Origin of the sequence: Sphingopyxis sp., assembly GCF_035686825.1 — a bacterium.
Taxonomy (GTDB): Bacteria; Pseudomonadota; Alphaproteobacteria; order Sphingomonadales; family Sphingomonadaceae; genus Sphingopyxis.
In genome coordinates this window covers 512,972-529,234 of sequence record NZ_DASRYZ010000006.1, presented here as the reverse complement: position 1 = coordinate 529,234, position 16,263 = coordinate 512,972, and the positions used below count along the sequence as shown (strand labels likewise).

At 65.5% G+C, this 16,263-nt stretch carries 21 protein-coding genes; 6 read left to right on the top strand and 15 right to left on the bottom strand.

What is annotated here, in order from left to right; translation table 11 throughout:
• Position 1: 1 nt before the first annotated feature.
• Complete coding sequence (locus VFG17_RS16075) at positions 2-559, top strand: CinA family protein (protein ID WP_325030366.1); 558 nt, start codon at positions 2-4, stop codon at positions 557-559.
• Here the strand turns inward: VFG17_RS16075 and VFG17_RS16070 are convergent.
• Complete coding sequence (locus tag VFG17_RS16070) at positions 502-981, bottom strand: type II toxin-antitoxin system RatA family toxin (protein ID WP_325030365.1); 480 nt, start codon at positions 979-981, stop codon at positions 502-504. The genes VFG17_RS16075 and VFG17_RS16070 overlap by 58 nt on opposite strands.
• Positions 982-1,917, bottom strand: a complete 936-nt coding sequence (lipA, locus tag VFG17_RS16065; protein WP_325030742.1) for a lipoyl synthase — start codon at positions 1,915-1,917, stop codon at positions 982-984.
• Between the two features lie 62 nt (positions 1,918-1,979).
• Here lipA and VFG17_RS16060 point away from each other — a divergent pair, with 62 nt between their 5' ends.
• Together VFG17_RS16060 and VFG17_RS16055 are read left to right on the top strand one after the other, a co-directional pair.
• Positions 1,980-2,618, top strand: coding sequence for a carbonic anhydrase (locus tag VFG17_RS16060; protein WP_325030364.1), 639 nt, complete (start codon positions 1,980-1,982; stop codon positions 2,616-2,618).
• Between the two features lie 13 nt (positions 2,619-2,631).
• On the top strand, positions 2,632-3,210 hold the full coding sequence (locus tag VFG17_RS16055) for a hypothetical protein (RefSeq protein WP_325030363.1): 579 nt from the start codon (positions 2,632-2,634) through the stop codon (positions 3,208-3,210).
• A gap of 195 nt (positions 3,211-3,405) precedes the next feature.
• Here the strand turns inward: VFG17_RS16055 and VFG17_RS16050 are convergent, their stop codons facing one another.
• From VFG17_RS16050 to nadC, 3 genes are all read right to left on the bottom strand, one after another.
• A complete protein-coding gene (locus VFG17_RS16050; protein WP_325030362.1) occupies positions 3,406-3,630 on the bottom strand; it encodes a hypothetical protein in 225 nt (74 codons plus the stop codon).
• 92 nt (positions 3,631-3,722) lie between these two features.
• Entirely contained in the window at positions 3,723-4,439 is a 717-nt protein-coding gene (locus VFG17_RS16045) for a ribonuclease T2 family protein (RefSeq protein ID WP_325030361.1), read from the bottom strand.
• Entirely contained in the window at positions 4,426-5,274 is an 849-nt protein-coding gene (nadC, locus tag VFG17_RS16040) for a carboxylating nicotinate-nucleotide diphosphorylase (protein ID WP_325030360.1), read from the bottom strand. Before nadC ends, VFG17_RS16045 begins: the two co-directional genes overlap by 14 nt.
• Positions 5,275-5,379: 105 nt before the next feature.
• On the opposite strand from nadC, the gene VFG17_RS16035 reads away from it, so the two are divergent.
• Positions 5,380-6,516: a nitronate monooxygenase gene (locus VFG17_RS16035; protein WP_325030359.1), complete on the top strand. Its 1,137-nt coding sequence runs from the start codon at positions 5,380-5,382 to the stop codon at positions 6,514-6,516.
• Between the two features lie 32 nt (positions 6,517-6,548).
• Here the strand turns inward: VFG17_RS16035 and VFG17_RS16030 are convergent, their stop codons facing one another.
• Positions 6,549-6,995, bottom strand: coding sequence for a peptidylprolyl isomerase (locus VFG17_RS16030; RefSeq protein WP_325030358.1), 447 nt, complete (start codon positions 6,993-6,995; stop codon positions 6,549-6,551).
• Between the two features lie 156 nt (positions 6,996-7,151).
• Here VFG17_RS16030 and mgtE point away from each other — a divergent pair, with 156 nt between their 5' ends.
• Together mgtE and VFG17_RS16020 are read left to right on the top strand one after the other, a co-directional pair.
• Positions 7,152-8,597, top strand: coding sequence for a magnesium transporter (gene mgtE, locus VFG17_RS16025; RefSeq protein ID WP_325030357.1), 1,446 nt, complete (start codon positions 7,152-7,154; stop codon positions 8,595-8,597).
• Positions 8,598-8,817: 220 nt separating this feature from the next.
• Positions 8,818-8,946, top strand: coding sequence for an entericidin A/B family lipoprotein (locus tag VFG17_RS16020; RefSeq protein WP_325030356.1), 129 nt, complete (start codon positions 8,818-8,820; stop codon positions 8,944-8,946).
• Between the two features lie 20 nt (positions 8,947-8,966).
• Here VFG17_RS16020 and tatC read toward each other — a convergent pair whose 3' ends face one another.
• The 9 genes from tatC to VFG17_RS15975 all read right to left on the bottom strand — a co-directional run bounded on the left by tatC (position 8,967) and on the right by VFG17_RS15975 (position 16,212).
• On the bottom strand, positions 8,967-9,776 hold the full coding sequence (gene tatC / locus VFG17_RS16015; RefSeq protein WP_325030355.1) for a twin-arginine translocase subunit TatC: 810 nt from the start codon (positions 9,774-9,776) through the stop codon (positions 8,967-8,969).
• Complete coding sequence (gene tatB, locus VFG17_RS16010; protein WP_325030354.1) at positions 9,773-10,162, bottom strand: Sec-independent protein translocase protein TatB; 390 nt, start codon at positions 10,160-10,162, stop codon at positions 9,773-9,775. Before tatB ends, tatC begins: the two co-directional genes overlap by 4 nt.
• 32 nt (positions 10,163-10,194) lie before the next feature.
• On the bottom strand, positions 10,195-10,428 hold the full coding sequence (locus VFG17_RS16005) for a twin-arginine translocase TatA/TatE family subunit (RefSeq protein ID WP_325030353.1): 234 nt from the start codon (positions 10,426-10,428) through the stop codon (positions 10,195-10,197).
• 25 nt (positions 10,429-10,453) lie between these two features.
• Entirely contained in the window at positions 10,454-11,047 is a 594-nt protein-coding gene (scpB, locus tag VFG17_RS16000) for an SMC-Scp complex subunit ScpB (protein WP_325030352.1), read from the bottom strand.
• The gene (locus tag VFG17_RS15995; RefSeq protein WP_325030351.1) at positions 11,044-11,817 is read right to left on the bottom strand and encodes a ScpA family protein; all 774 of its coding nucleotides are present in this window, start codon (positions 11,815-11,817) and stop codon (positions 11,044-11,046) included. Before VFG17_RS15995 ends, scpB begins: the two co-directional genes overlap by 4 nt.
• Positions 11,818-11,823: 6 nt before the next feature.
• Positions 11,824-12,831 (bottom strand): beta-N-acetylhexosaminidase, encoded by a 1,008-nt coding sequence (nagZ, locus tag VFG17_RS15990; protein ID WP_325030350.1) that lies wholly within the window; start codon positions 12,829-12,831, stop codon positions 11,824-11,826.
• A 107-nt stretch (positions 12,832-12,938) separates the two neighbouring features.
• Positions 12,939-13,679 (bottom strand): SPOR domain-containing protein, encoded by a 741-nt coding sequence (locus tag VFG17_RS15985; protein WP_325030349.1) that lies wholly within the window; start codon positions 13,677-13,679, stop codon positions 12,939-12,941.
• The gene (gene argS, locus VFG17_RS15980; protein WP_325030348.1) at positions 13,679-15,406 is read right to left on the bottom strand and encodes an arginine--tRNA ligase; all 1,728 of its coding nucleotides are present in this window, start codon (positions 15,404-15,406) and stop codon (positions 13,679-13,681) included. Before argS ends, VFG17_RS15985 begins: the two co-directional genes overlap by 1 nt.
• A gap of 134 nt (positions 15,407-15,540) precedes the next feature.
• The gene (locus tag VFG17_RS15975; protein ID WP_325030347.1) at positions 15,541-16,212 is read right to left on the bottom strand and encodes a hypothetical protein; all 672 of its coding nucleotides are present in this window, start codon (positions 16,210-16,212) and stop codon (positions 15,541-15,543) included.
• Positions 16,213-16,263 lie beyond the last annotated feature (51 nt).

Sequence of the window (16,263 nt, the reverse complement as noted above, 5' to 3'; positions counted from 1 at the left end):
CTTGCAGTCTGTCGAAGAAACGCGCCTTGCCGCGCGCGACGATCTTGCCACCGCCGTGCTCGCGGACAATCGCGCCGCGGGCCGCCGGATCGCCGTCGCCGAAAGCTGCACCGGCGGCATGGTCAGCGCCGCGCTGACCGACATTGCGGGCAGTTCGGACGTGTTTTCCGCTGGCTTCATCACCTATTCGGGGCACGCCAAACAGACCCAGCTCGACGTCAGCAGCGAGATCATCGAAACCTTCGGCGAAGTGTCGCTCGCGACGGCGTGGGCGATGGCGGCGGGGGTGCTCGCGAACAGCGACGCCGACGTCGCGGTCGCGATCACCGGGATCGCCGGGCCGGGCGGCGGGTCGGAGAAGAAGCCCGTCGGACAGGTCGTCTTCGCGCGCGCTCTGCGCGGGCAGGATCCCGACGATTATTTCACCCAGCGCGTCCAGTTCGAATCGACCGACCGCCGCGCGATCCGCCACCATGCGACTTTGTTCGCGCTCGAACTGCTTCAGCCGGGCAAGGATTCGCTGCGGCCGTCGGAGGATATCGCCCTCCCCGCCCCGTAAAGGTCGCCGGCGCGCGTTTCGAACGCCGCGATCATCTTGCGCAGCGCCTTGTCGAACATCTGTCCGGCGAGCGCCTCGAACATGCGGCTGCGGAACGAGAAATCGACCATGAAATCGACGCGGCAGCCGCCGCCGTCGAGGGCATGGAAATGCCATTCGTTGCTGAGGTGCTTCATCGGGCCGTCGATATAGCTGACGATCACCTCGTGCGGCCGCTGCTTGTGGACGCGGCACGAGAAGCTTTCGCGCAGCCCCTTGAAGCCGACGATCATGTCGGCGACGGTTTCATGCTCGCTGTCGTCGCGGATGCGCAGCGCGACGACCCACGGCAGGAATTCGGGATAGCGCGCAATATCGGTGACGAGCGCGAACATCTGCTCGTCGCTGTAGGGCAACTCGCGCGTTTCGTGGTGACGGGGCAATCAGTCCGCCCTGGCGCGCGCCAGTTGCGCCTCGCGCGCGACGCGCATCCGCTCGAAATCGTCGCCGGCGTGATAGCTCGAGCGGGTCAAAGGCGACGAAGCGACCTGCAGGAAGCCTTTCGCGCGCGCGATCTGGGCGTAGGCGTCGAACGCCTTGGGCGTCACGAATTCGGCGACCTTCGCATGTTTCGGCGTCGGCTGGAGATATTGGCCCATCGTCATGAAATCGATGTCGGCGCTGCGCATGTCGTCCATCACCTGATGGACCTCCATCCGCTCCTCGCCGAGCCCGAGCATGACGCCCGACTTGGTGAAGATCGACGGATCGCGGCGCTTGACGCTTTCGAGCAGGCGCAGCGACGCATAATAGCGCGCGCCGGGGCGGATCGTCGGATAGAGCCGCGGCACGGTTTCGAGATTGTGGTTGTAAACGTCGGGACGCGCGTCGACGATCGCCGCGACCGCGCTTTCGGGCTTGTTGCGGAAATCAGGGGTGAGGATTTCGATGGTCGTCTGCGGCGTTTCGCGGCGCAGCGCCTCGATCACCTTGACGAACTGGCTCGCGCCGCCGTCAGGCAGGTCGTCGCGGTCGACCGAGGTGATGACGATATGGCTGAGCCCCATCTTCGCCGCCGCGATCGCGGTATGTTCGGGCTCGAGCAGGTCGACCGGGCGCGGCATGCCCGTCTTGACGTTGCAAAAGGCGCAGGCGCGCGTGCAGGTATCGCCGAGGATCATCACCGTCGCATGCTTTTTCGTCCAGCATTCGCCGATGTTCGGGCACGCCGCTTCCTCGCACACCGTATGCAGGTTGAGCTCGCGCATCAGCTTGCGCGTTTCGGCATAGCCGGGGCTGGTCGGTGCCTTGACGCGGATCCAGTCGGGCTTGCGCTGGCGCTGACTGGGAGTGGTGGTGGGCGATGCGGGAGCGTTCATGGCGTCCACATAGTCGTGCACGCGCCTCTTCTCAACCTCTCTACCTATGCTAAGGCGCGTCCATGACTCACTTTGCAGATATGATCGAGGGCTACCGGCGTTTCCGTAACGGCGGTTGGGCGGAGCAACGCGAACGCTGGGAACAGCTTGCAGTGGGGCAATCGCCCAAGGTGATGGTGATCGCCTGTTCGGACAGCCGGTCCGAGCCCTCGCAGATTTTCGACACCAACCCCGGCGAAATCTTCGTGGTGCGCAACGTCGCGGCGCTGGTGCCGCCGTTCGAGACGACGCCCGGACGCCACGGCGTTTCGGCGGCGCTCGAATTCGCCGTGCAGTTCCTGAAGGTCGAGGAAATCGTCGTGATGGGCCACGGCCTTTGCGGCGGGTGTCACGCGGCGCTCCACAGGTCTATGGCGGGCGCCGAGCCCGGACGCGGCGGCTTTATCGCCGACTGGATCGCGGTGCTCGACGAGGCGGCCGAGACGGTGCGCTCCGAACATGCCGACATCGACAATCGCGAGGCGGGCCGCGCGATGGAAATGGCGGCGGTGCGCGTAAGCATTGACAACCTCAGAACTTTTCCCTGCATTCAGGAAAAGGAGCGGCGCGGGACGCTGAAGCTGCGCGGCGCGTTTTTCGCGATCGCCGACGGGGTGCTGCACCTGATGGACGACGCGACGGGAGATTTCTCTCCCGCCTGAGCAGGAGGGCGATATGAGCAAGAACGCATTCTGGGTCACCGTCATTATTGCCGCGGCGATTTTCGGCGCGCTGATGGGGCCCGCGCTCGCCGAGTCGCTTTCGCCCGGCACGATGATGATCTTTTCGATCGTGACCCTGGTCGCGATCGTGGCGCTGGTCGTCTGGTCGCTGTCGAGCAACAAGTCGGGGAAAAAGGCCGACACGGCCGCGCTCGCCGATGCGCGGACGATGCGCGCGCCCGAAGGAAAGGCGCGCATCTATATCACCCGCCGCGGCTTCGTCGCCGCGCTGCAAGGGATGAACGTCACGCTCGACGATCATGCGAAGGGCCAGATCAAGTCGGGCCAGATGCTGATGGCCGACGTGGCGCCCGGCACGCACCGGCTGCACGCCGCGATGGCGAAGGGCATCATGGCGAACGCCGGCGTCATGGAGATCGAGGTCGGCGCCGGCGAAGTGGCGGTAGTCGATGCGATGTTCGAAATGAGCGCGCTCAAGGGCGATGCGAAGCTGACGCGGCTCGAAGGCGCGAAGGCGCGCGAGAATGTCCACGCGACCAAGCTGATCCTGTGGGAAGTCGCGCCGGTTTAGTCCGGTTCGGGACTGGCCAGCAGCTGTCGCCAGATTGGCCCGGCTGAAGGGCGGTTTTGGGGTGGTGAGTTGTCGCTTACCTTTTTCGTCATCCCGGACTTGATCCGGGATCCATTAGGGCGACGGTAGCTGTGGACCCCGGATCAAGTCCGGGGTGACGATGAAAGAGAGGCAACTTCCGGCCGAAACCCGCCCTCAAATCAAAAACATCATCGTCGCGGTAAAGAAAATCGCGAAACTCTGCAGAAACAGCCGGAAATCATTGTTCGACCAGATCGTCACCGGCTCGCGGTGCGCCGCCAGTGCGGCGCGCAGTTCGCCCTGCCAGTCCGCCGGCGCGGTGAGCCGCGCGATCGCCAGTTGCCGAGCGCCATGTGCCCGCACTCGCGCGCGAATGTCGATATGATCGTCCGAGTCCATGACCCGAAACTAGGGCGGTGTTAACGGATCGGTAAGGTTAAAAGAGTGTTAACGCGCGGTCGTCCCATGGCGGGACGCTTTCCGCTCGCGCCTTAACTTCCAGCCATCGGTCGCACGCGCACGCGGCGCCCGTCCTTCGCGCCCGCCTGAAACGGCTTGCACCGCGCGGGCTTCATCCGCGGCCCCAGGCACAGGCGCACTTCGTCGAGCCAGCCCTGCCGGTCGACCGAAACCGCGACCATGGGCGCCGTCACCCCGCGATTGGCGGCGGCAAAGGCGCGGCGGACGCTGCCCGCGGTCTGCGGCTTCGCGGCCAGCGCCTTCATGTCGGGAAAGCGCACCGCGCGGAACAATATCTCCGCCGCGCGGAAATAGGCCGCGGGATGCGGGCTCATGCACGTCCCGTGCTTCGCCCATTCATGCTGGAGCAGCTGCGCCGACGGCGTCATGCACAGATGCTTCCTCAGCACCGGCTTCGGCACGATCTTCGCCGGGCGGCACCATTGCGGATAGCCGGGCCCATCGGTCTCGGGCCACAGCCCGTGCAGCACCCAGCCGAAGCGCCCGTTCTCACCCGAACATTGGAAAGCATCACGCGCGCTCTTCGGATTGCGCACATCGGCGCAATGCTGCGGCGACCAGCTCATGGCCAGCAGATAGCCGGTAATCTTGGGCTTGCGCACCGGCTCGCCGCGTTTGGGCTGTTCGAGCCGCGGGACGGGAATGCGGTCGGGCAGCGCGCAGGACAGCGCCTGCGCCTGCGCCGCGACCGGCATCAGCGCCAGCGCGGCGGCGCTAAGCCAGCGCAAAGTCGAGCCCGATGTCCGCCGCCGGCGCCGACTGCGTCAGCCGCCCGACCGACACATAGGTCACCCCCGTCGCGCCGATGTCGCCGATCGTGTCGAGCCGCACCCCGCCCGACGCCTCGGTCGGCACCTTGCCGCCGGCAAGCGCGACCGACTGGCGGAGTTCGTCGAGCCCCATATTGTCGAGCAGCAGGTGCGTCGCCCCCGCGTTCAGCGCGGGCTCGACCTGCGCCACGCGATCGACCTCGACGATGATGTCGGCGATTCCCGCCGCGACCGCGCGCCGAACCGCTTCCTCGACCGATCCCGCGACCGCGACATGATTGTCCTTGATCATCGCCGCGTCCCACAGGCCCATGCGATGATTCTTCGCGCCGCCCATCCGCGTCGCATATTTCTCGAGCACGCGCAGACCCGGAATCGTCTTGCGCGTATCGAGCAAGGTCGCGCCGGTTCCCGCGAGCGCATCGACATACTGGCGCGTCATCGTCGCGATGCCTGACAGGTGCTGCACGGTGTTGAGCGCCGACCGCTCGGCGGTCAGCATCGCGCGCGCATTGCCCGACAGCCGCATCAGGTCGCTGCCCCCGGCAACTTCGGCGCCCTCTTCGACCAATATCGCGATCTCCATGCCGGGATCGAGCGCGCGAAAGAATCGCTCGGCGATCGGCAGCCCCGCGACGATGATCGCATCGCGGCTGTCCATCACGCCGCCGAAGCGCGCATCGGCGGGAATCGTCGCCATCGAAGTGATGTCGCCCCCCGCGCCCAGGTCCTCGGCCAAAGTGGCGCGAACAAAGGCATCGAGGTCGAAATCGGGGAGCGTGAACTGGGTCATGTCCCCCGCGATAATCCGCCTGCCCAGCAAATCAACTTGACGTTTACGTCAACTGGCGCTGACATGCACGCCACGCGGCAACTTTGCCAACTTCGGAGAGGCCCCATGCAATCCCCCATCTGCGCGATGCTCGGCATCGAATTCCCCCTCCTCGCCTTCTCGCACTGCCGCGACGTGATCGTCGCGGTGTCGAAAGCGGGCGGCATGGGCGTCTTCGGCGCCGCCGCGCTGCCGCCCGAGCGGCTCGAAGAGGAACTGGCGTGGATCGACGAGCATATCGGCGGGCGTCCCTATGGCGTCGACCTGATCGTCCCCAACAGCTTCGCGGGCAAAGGCGACGCGCCCTTGCCGGGCGCTGCGAAAGTGCCTGAAACGCACCTGCAGTTCGCCGCCGATCTGCTCGGCAAGTTCGACGTCGACGCCGCGGGGCTCGAAGCCGCAATGGAAACGCGCCAAAGCTTTGGCGACAATATGCATGAAGACGGCGCGGCGAAGCTGCTTGAAGTCGCCTTCCGCCATCCGATCAGGCTGATCGCCAACGCGCTCGGCGTTCCGCCGCCGCTGATGCTCGAGCTCGGCAAGCGCCACAATGTCCCCGTCGCCGCGCTCGTCGGGACGCGCGATCACGCCCTGGCGCAGGTTCGCGCGGGCGTCGACATCCTCGTCGTCGCGGGCGGCGAAGCGGGCGGCCATTGCGGCGAGGTCGCCACGATGGTGCTCGTGCCCGAGGTTGCCGCAGCGGTCGAGGCGATCGGTGCGAGCACGCCGATCCTCGCCGCGGGCGGCATCGTCACCGGGCGCCAGATGGCGGCGGCGATGGCGATGGGCGCGCATGGCGCCTGGTGCGGATCGGTATGGCTGACGACGGCCGAAGCCGAAACCAACCCGGTCGTGAAGGAAAAGATGCTTGCCGCCTCGGCGCGCGACACCGTGCGCTCGAAAAGCCGCACCGGCAAACCGTCGCGCCAGCTCCGTTCGCCATGGACCGACGCGTGGGAGGCCGAGGGCGCGCCCAAGCCCTTGCCGATGCCACTCCAGTCGCTGGTCAGCGAACCCGCGCTCCGCAAGGTCGACAAGCTCTCGGAAGGCGGTCACGAAGGGGCGAAGGCGCTCGCGACCTATTGGGTCGGCCAGGGCGTCGGCCTGATGAACGAGGCGATGGGCGCCGGACAGGTCGTGCAGGCGTTCAAGGAAGACTGGGTCGCGGCCTGCGAGCGACTCAACGGCTTTATCGGCGAATAAAAAATCCCCGCCGAAGCGGGGATTTTCAAAGATCAGCTGACGGTTGCCTTGACGATCTTGCCGGGCTCGCGCGGCGGCTCGCCCTTGGGCAGCGCGTCGACATTTTCCATGCCTTCGGTGACTTCGCCCCAGACGGTGTATTGATTGTCGAGGAAGCGCGCGTCGTCGAAGCAGATGAAGAACTGGCTGTTCGCGCTGTTCGGGTTCTGCGCGCGCGCCATCGAACAGACCCCGCGGATGTGCGGTTCGCTGCTGAATTCCTGCGGCAGGTCGGGAAGCTGGCTGCCGCCCATGCCGGTGCCCGTCGGATCGCCGCCCTGCGCCATGAAGCCGGGGATCACGCGGTGGAACACGACGCCGTCGTAAAAGCCTTCCTTCGCAAGGCTGGTGATGCGCTCGACATGCTGCGGGGCGAGGTCGTGACGCAGGCGAATGACGACGTCGCCGGTCGACAGCGAAAGCGTGAGGGTTTCGGACATATTGTTACTCCTATGGTCGGGTTTGGCGGTGCCATAGCCGGACGCGGTTCCCAAGGCCACGCTCTAAATGCCGAAAAGGCTTGTCCCGGCGTTGCCATCGGCGAATGGCGGCTCTAGGGGAAAATCGGACGCCGCAAGACCAGGGAGGACCGCGCGATGGACAAACGCGAAGATTCCCTGCCGCCCGACGACGCGGTGATCGCCGACGACCGCGAAGCCGTCGGCCGCGAACCCGAAACCGAACTTGACGAGGATGATCGGCTGAAACCCGAATTCGTCCGCGACGTGATCGAACTTGCCGAGGCCGGCGAGGGAGAGGCCGCGCGTGAACGCGTCGGCCGCCTCCATCCCGCCGACATCGCCGATCTGTTCGAACTCGCGCGTACCGACGAACGTCCGATGCTCGCCGCGGTGCTCGGCGACATGCTTTCCGCCGACGTGCTCGCGGAAATGAACGATTATGTTCGCGAAGAACTGATCGATCTTCTCGCGCCTGAGCAAGTGGCCGAACTCGCCTCCGAGCTCGACACCGACGACGCCGTCGCGATCATCGAGGATATGGAGGAGGACGAGCAACAGGCCGTCCTCCAGGCGATGGAGCCCGAGGATCGCGCCGCGATCGAGGACGCCCTTTCCTTCCCCGAGGAATCCGCTGGACGCCTGATGCAGCGCGACCTGGTCGCGGTGCCCGAGCATGTGACTGTCGGCGACGTCATCGACCGCCTTCGCGAAGATACCGAGCTTGCCAGCGATTTCTGGGAGATCTTCGTCGTCGATCCGATGCACCGCCCGGTCGGCACCTGCCAGCTGAGCTGGATATTGCGCACCCCGCGCGACATCGCGATCGGCGATGTGATGAAGCGCGAACAGACGCTGATCCCGGTCGATATGGATCAGGAAGAGGTCGCGCTACGCTTCCAGAAATATGCGCTGATCTCGGCCGCGGTCGTTGACAAGGCGGGTCGCCTCGTCGGCATGATCACGGTCGACGACATCGTGCATATCATCCAGGAAGAGGCGGGCGAGGATATTTTGCGCCTGTCGGGCGCCGGCGACGGCGACATCAACGAGCCGATCCGCGAGACTTATAGCGCGCGTGTGCGCTGGTTGATCGCCAATCTGGGCACCGCACTCGTCGCATCGACGATCGTCGGAATATTCGGCGGCGCGATCGAACATATGGTCGCGCTCGCGGCGCTGATGCCGATCGTCGCGGGGGTCGGCGGCAACGCCGGGACGCAGACGCTGGCGGTGACGGTGCGCGCGCTGGCGATGAACCAGCTCACCGATTCGAACAGCTGGCGCGCGATCTGGCGCGAAATGAAGATCGCGCTGCTCAACGGCGGCACGATCGCGCTGATCGCCGGCACCGCGACGGCGCTCTGGTTCGGCAATCCGATGCTCGGCGGCGTGATCGCCGCGGCGATGATCGTGAACATCTTCGTCGCCGGCGTCGCGGGGGTCGCGATCCCCTTGCTGCTCGACCGGCTCGATCAGGACCCCGCGGTCGCAAGCTCGATATTCGTCACGATGACCACCGATTCCATGGGTTTCCTGGCCTTTCTCGGCCTCGCCGTGCTCAGCGGACTCACCACGCTTTGAAGCCAAGCCGCTGAAATCCAAGCGATTCAAAAGCGGCGAAAAAAATTTCATGCCCGCGATTTTTTTTGGGAACTTATCGCCCGTATCGGTCGTTTCCCATTCGAGCAGCGGTCATCGCCCCCCCGCAGCGCTGCTCAGCAACATTGGCCCGGCCCGCATTCCCTCCCCCCCTCGAAGCGTGCCGGGCCATTTTGCACCACATCCTGAGAGGTAAGAATATATGACGAGCTTCCGCGCAATCATACTCGCCCTATTGGCAAGCGTCCTGGTGACGGGCTGCAACACCGTAAAGGGCGCCGGCCGCGACATCGAGTCCGTTGGCCAGGCTGGTAGCGACGCGATCGATTAATCGGACTTTGCCCGCTTACCCTAAGCCTCTTCGAGAGGCTCGACAGGCGCCTCTTCGGCGCCTGTTTTGCGTCGGCGCTGGGTAAACCAGATCGCAAAGAGCGACATTTCGTACAGAAACACGAGCGGCACGGCGAGGAGCAGTTGGCTGAGAATGTCGGGCGGCGTGAACACCGCGGCGATCGCGAAGGCAGCCACGATCATATAGCGGCGCGCCGACACCAGCTGCTCGCGCGTCACCAGCCCCGACCGTTCGATCAGCATCAACAGGATCGGCAGCAAGAAGGCGATGCCGAACGCCATGATGAACTGCATCGTGAAGCTCAGATAATTGCCGACCGACGGCAGCGCTTCCTGCGTGATTCCGCCGATGTCGCCCTGATATCCGAGGAGGAATTTAAGCGCGATCGGAATGGTGATGAAATAGGCGAAGCTCGCACCGATCGCGAACAGCACCGGCGTCGCGAGCAGGAAAGGCAGCAACGCGCGCTTTTCCTTGCGGTAAAGGCCCGGCGCGACGAATTTCCACAGCTGGTTCGCGATCACCGGAAAGGCGATCATCATCGCCGCGAACAGGGCGACCTTGATCTCGACGAAAAAGGCCTCGAACAGCTGCGTATAGATCAGCTTGCCCTGCCCCGCGCGCACGAGCGGCTGGACGAGAATACCGAAGATCGGCTTCGCATAATAAAGGCACACCCCGAAGGCGAGACCGATCGCCAGAAGCGATTTCAAAAGGCGCGAGCGCAGTTCGATCAGGTGATCGAGCAGCGGCATCTTGCCGCCGCCGCCATCCTCGTCCCCGGCAGTGGCCGCCGTTTCCTCGGTCATGGCAACGGGCCGTCCTTGGGCGGTACCGCGTGCGTTTCAGGAGGATTGGTGGCGGCTGCCCCGTCCGTATCGGCTTCGGTCCCTGTTGCGGGCTTGGCCTCAGTGGCCGGCGCCGCAGCAGGCGTTGGCGATGCGTTGACATCGTCGATGCGCGGAAACTCGCGCATGATCGCGTCATTCTGCTCGCGCCACTGCTTCTCGAGTTCCTCGAGTTCGGCCTCGCGCATCATCGTGTCGAGCCCGGCGCGAAAATGGCGCGCCATCCCGCGCGCCTTCCCCATCCATTTGCCGACGAAGCGCATCGCCTTGGGAAGGTCCTTGGGGCCGATAACGACCAGGGCCACCACCACGACGAGCAGCAACTCGGTGGGCGCAACATCGAACATGACCTAAAACTTCCCCCGCAAGCGGACTGCGATCAGAGCTTGTCGTGCTCGGTCGTCGGGGTCGGAACCGGGGTGGCGTCGGGCGCGCGCTGGCCCTCGATCTGCTTCGGCGCGGGGGTCGGCGTATCGTCTTCCGACATGCCCTTCTTGAAGCTTTTGATGCCCTTCGCGACATCGCCCATCATGTCGGAAAAGCGGCCCTTGCCGAACAGCAGCAGGACGAGAATCCCGACCACGAGCCAGTGCCAGATGCTGAAGCTACCCATCTCAAATTCTCCTTGAAGGGCTCATCTAAGCCTCTTCGCCGTCTTTTACTAGGTCCAGTTCGCCCATCGCTTCCTCGAAAGCGAGATCGACCGGGTCGAGCAGTCCCGCCGCACGCAAATCCTCGATTCCCGGCAGGTCCTTGCGGCTGGTGAGGCCGAAATGTTGCAGGAAAGCGTCGGTCGTCTTGTAAATCAGGGGCCGCCCGGGAACTTCGCGGCGCCCGGCTGGCATGACCCATTCCGCCTCCATCAGCACATCGAGCGTTCCCTTCGAGGTCTGAACGCCCCGGATCGCCTCGATTTCGGCGCGACTGACGGGTTCGTGATAGGCGATGATCGCCAGCACCTCGGCGGCGGCGCGCGACAATTTGCGCGGGTCATCGCGTTCGCGGCGCAAAAGATGCGCAAGGTCGGCCGGCGTCTGAAAATGCCAATGTCCGCCGCGCTCGACGAGCTCGATCCCGCTGCCCGCATGGCGCTGCGCGATGGTTTCGATGATCGCCTTCACCTGTCCGGGCGTCATTTCGTCGCCGAGGCGCCCGGCGACTTGCCGTGCATCGAGCGGTTCGTCGCTGGCGAAAAGCATCGCCTCTATCGCGCGTTCAAGATCGTCGATCATGCCCCTGCGGCTTTCAGATAAAGTGGTTCGAAGGCGCCTTCCTGTTTCAGCTCGACGCGCCCCTGCCGCGCCAGTTCGAGCGCGGCGACGAAACTCGACGCGATGGCCGACCGGCGCAGCGGACCGTCATAGTCGGGCGGTAGGAAATCGGCGAGTTCGGCCCAGTCGAGCTTGACCCCCAGCATCCGCTGCAGATGGTGCAGCGCGGCGTCGAGCGTGATCACCGGGCGACGCGATACCATATGCACGACGGGTTCGGAGCGCAGCTTGACCTGCCCATAGGCGGCAAGCAGGTCATAGAGGCTCGCGTCCCACCGCCGCACCTTGATGTCGCGAAGTCCCTCCGGCTTTGCGCGCAGGAAGACGTCGCGGCCGATCCGGTCGCGCGCGAGCAGCCGCGCGGCCGCGTCGCGCATCGCCGCGAGCCGCTGCAGGCGCAGTTGCAGCCGCAGCGCCAGCTCGTCGGGCGACGGATCCTCGAGCGGGTCTTTGGGCAGCAGCAGCGCCGATTTGAGGTAGGCGAGCCACGCCGCCATCACCAGATAATCGGCCGCGACTTCCAGCTTCAACTCGCGCGCCTCGGCGATGAAGGTCAGATATTGCTCGACCAGCGCAAGAATCGAAATCTGCTTGAGGTCAACCTTCTGGCTGCGCGCGAGCGTGAGCAGCAGATCGAGCGGCCCCTCCCAGCTTTCGAGCGACAGTTGCAACGCATCGTCGCGCTCGGGCGCTGCCGGCACGATCTCGAAATCGAGCGGCAACGCCTCCATCGGCGATCAGACCGTCGCCAGCAGCGCGTCGCGCTGATCGACCAGCGTCCCGAACTCGCGGCCGTCGCTGTCGCCCGAAATCCGGTCCATCGCGCCTTCGAGCCGCGCGAGCGAGACCGTGCTGATCGGGTCGAGCGCATTCGCGATCCCGATCATGTCGTCCATTCTCGCCCAGCAATTGAGCGCGATGTCGCAGCCGGCGGCGATCGCGTCGGCGGCGCGCGACGGCACGTCACCCGACAGCGCTTTCATGTCGAGGTCGTCGGTCATCAACAGACCGTGGAACCCGATGCGCTGACGAATGACATTGTCGATGACGACCGGCGACAGGGTCGCGGGCCGGTCGGCGTCCCAGGCTTCGAAAATGACATGGCAGGTCATCGCCATCGCCGCGTCGCGCAGCGCCGCGAACGGCGCGAGATCGGTCTGTAGATCGCGATCCGACGCGGTCACGGTGGGCAGCGCTTCGTGGGTGTCGAGCAGGGCGCGGCCGTGGCCGGGAATATGCTTGACGATGCCGACGACACCGCCCGCCTGCAACCCGCCGAGGATCGCGCGGCCGAGCGCGGCCACGCGCATCGGCTCGCTGCCGAGCGCGCGATCGCCAATGACGTCGCTGGCTCCCGGCTGGCGAACGTCGAGCAGCGGCAGGCAGTCGACGGTGATGCCCACCTCTGAAAGCATAACGGCGAGCGCCATCGCGTTGAGCCGCGCCGCCTCGATCGCGCTGGCAGGGGCGCGGTCATACAAGGCATCGAACGCCGCGCCGCTCGGAAAAAGCGGCCATTCGGGCGATTTCATGCGCGCGACGCGCCCGCCCTCCTGGTCGATCAGGATCGGCAGATTGGCGCGGCCATCGAGTGTCCGAAGCTCGTCGGTCAGGCGTCGCAACTGCTCGCGATTTTCGATGTTGCGTCCGAACAGGATGTAACCAGCGGGATCGCAGTCGCGGAAAAAGGCGCGCTCATCGTCGGTGAGGGTGGGGCCCGACAGGCCAAAAATAGCGGGTATCATCGTCAATCAACCTCCATCGGCCGCCGCCCCCTCAGGCAGCGACCAGGAAGGGAACATGCCATAGGGACGAGATCGCACCAACGGAGTCTGCGGCCAAACGGGCCGAATCAGCGGACGACGACGCAATTTTCACCGGCAACGCGCAATTTTCCGCACAAATTCGATGCATTGGCCGCCGTTCCTGCCGACACGCGCAAGCGATAGACGGTGCCGTCGCCGACCTTGGCGGGCAAAATCGATCTATTGAGTTCGGCCAGATAGGCGAAGCGCTTCGACAGGTTGGTCCATGCCTTGGCTGCGGCGCCCTCGCTGCTGAAGGCGCCGATCTGGATCATCGCCGAGCCCGGCGCCGGCGGCGCCGCCTTGGTCTCTGCGGTCTTGACCGGCGCGACCGGCTTCGCCTTTTCCTGGAGAGCGGCCTTGGCCGGGGCCGGGGACGCCTTCTTGGCGGCCGCCTGACGCTCTGCCAGCGTCACCGCCGGTTCTTCGGGCATCCGCGCCGGATCGACCTTCCCCGCGGGCTCGGCACCCTCGCTGGCGGAGAAGGCGACATCGCCCTCGCCCTCGAAAGTCCGCGCGCCGTCGGTCTCGGGCGCCACCTTGTAATCGCCCTGCTGCGCGGCGATCAGTTCGCCCTTGCCGCGCGCGCCGCCATTCTGGACCCACCACAGGCCGCCGAGCACCGCCCCGATCAGGAGCAGCCCGCCGAGGACCATGACGAGCAGGCGCACGGGCGAAACCTCGCCGTCTTCCTCGAACCCGTCGGCCGCTTCGAGCCAGGGGAGCCGGTCTTCATCGTCGAGACCCAGCCCCGTGTCGCCCTGTCCCGCATCCTTGCCCTCGACCATCAATTCATCTCCTCGAGCGCCTCGACCCCCATCAGGAAGAGCCCGTTACGGATAACCTGCCCGATTCCGTCGGCCAAATAAAGGCGCGTCGCGGTCAGTTCGGGGTCATTGTCGAGCACGATCCGCGCCGACGGGTCGTCGTTGCCCAGATTATACCAGGCGTGGAACGCCGCGGCGACGTCGGCCAGATAGAAAGCGATCCGGTGCGGCTCGCGCGCCGACGCCGCCGCCTCGACGGTACGCGGGAACTGCGCGAGCAGTTTGATCAGCCCCAGTTCATGCGCGCCAAGCCGTGCCGGAGCCGGCGATGGCAGGTCGATCCCGGCATCGGCCGCCTTCTTGCGCAGGCGCGATATCCGGGCGTTGGCATATTGCAGATACCAGACGGGATTGTCGCGCGACGCCTCGACCACCTTGGCGAAGTCGAAGTCCATCTGCGCGTCGGCCTTGCGCGTCAGCATCGTGAAACGCACGGCATCCTTGCCGACTTCGTCGACGACATCGGCGAGCGTCACGAAATTGCCCGCGCGTTTCGACATCTTGAACGGCTCGCCATTCTTGAGCAGGCGGACCATCTGCACCAGCTTGACGTCAAAACGGGTCTTGCCGTCCGTCAGGGCGGCGACAGCGGCCTTGATCCGCTTGACCGTGCCCGCGTGGTCGGCGCCCCAGATGTCGATCAACTCGTCGGCATTCCGGCTCTTCTGGTAATGATAGGCGAGATCGGCGCCGAAATAGGTCCAGCTGCCGTCCGACTTCTTGATCGGACGATCCTGATCGTCGCCGAACCGCGTGGAACGGAACAGCGGCAGTTCGACCGGCTCCCAATCCTCGGGGGTTTCGCCCTTCGGCGCTTCGAGCAATCCGTCGTAGACGAGATCGTGATCGCGCAGCCATTTTTCGGCGGCGGCGGGTTTCCCCTCGGCCTGCAGTTCGGCCTCCGAGGAGAAAAGGTCGTGATGGATGCCGAGCTTGGCGAGGTCGGCCCGGATCATGTCCATCATCGCGCTGACCGCCTCGGCGCGGAACAGGCCGAGCCACGCGCTTTCGGGCGCATCGACGAAGCGGTCGCCATATTCGGCAGCCAACTTGCCCGCGACCGGTTTCAGATAATCGCCGGGGTAAAGTCCCTCGGGGATCGCACCGACGTCTTCGCCGAGCGCCTCGCGGTAGCGCATGTGAACCGAACGCGCGAGCACGTCGACCTGCGCGCCGGCGTCGTTGACATAATATTCGCGGATCACTTCGTGCCCCGCATATTCGAGCAGCGCGGCGAGCGCGTCGCCGACCACGGCGCCACGGCAGTGGCCGACGTGCATCGGGCCGGTCGGGTTCGCCGAAACATATTCGACGTTGACGCGCCGGCCCTGCCCCATCGCCGACCGCCCGTAGTCGCGGCCTTCGCTGAAGATCAGCGCCAGCTCGTCGCGCCAACTGTCGTCGGCGAGGCGCAAGTTGATGAAGCCGGGACCGGCGACGCTCGCCTCGGTCACCTCGTCAAGCTTGCCGAGTTCGGCGACGAGGAGGTCGGCGAGCGCGCGCGGGTTCATTCCCGCAGGCTTCGCGAGAACCATGGCGGCATTGGTGGCAACATCGCCATGCGCGGGATCGCGCGGCGGCTCAACGCTGATCGCACCGCGATCGAGGCCACCGGGCAGGGCACTTTGGGCGGCAAGCGCGTCGAGCGCGGCGCTGATATGATCGGAAAAACGGCTGAACAGGGTCACGGGACTGGCCTATCTTGGATAGAAGAAACTGTTGCGCGCGCCCTAACCCAGCTTGGCGCACGCGAAAAGCCCTGCGTCACCGGGCGGTGCGCAGGGCGTGAAGCGGCGAACGGCGCCACGGCGCCGCCGCGATATTATCGTCGGACGTTATATTCGAGCTGGTCCTGCGTCAGCTGAAAGCCGACGAGCAGTTCGAAACTCGCGCGCTGCACCGCAGCGCGCACTTCGGGAAGGCTCAGCGGATCGATCGCCGCGTCCTGATCCCCAGGCTTGCGCTTGCGGGTGATGCGTTCCTGAATATCGGCGGGAAGCGTGGCGGCGGCGCGGTCAACATAGGCCGACGCCTGACCGCGACCGGTGCCGCGAACCTGTCCCTCGGCAAAGGTCACGGCGACATTGCCGAGCCGCTTTGCGACCACCGCGGTTCCGCCCTGCAGCACCGTAGCGTAATAGGGCAGCGTCACGGTGCGCGCCGGTCCGGCCTCGCGCCGCGTCGCGACGACATCGAAGCTCGCGAGCTGATAGACCTTCTCACCCGTTTCATTGCACTGCGGCGTCACATTGGTGATCGCCGCGACGACGTCGATCGCACGCGCGTCGCGGCTCGTCGCGGGGTCGAACAGCGTGATATCGCCCGTATGCAACGGCACGGCGACCGCCGGACAGGCGCTGCGCGTCGCGGTGATGCCGACGCCGCCCGCAATGGCGATTTCATTGTCCTTCGCACAACCCGCCGCCGTCGCCATGGCTGCCGTGCCGCACAGCACTGTCAGAAACTTACGCGACGGGAACGAAATGGACATCATGATAATCGGGCTTTCCAAACAGGCGCTTTGGCAGGCGTCGGGACAGTTGAT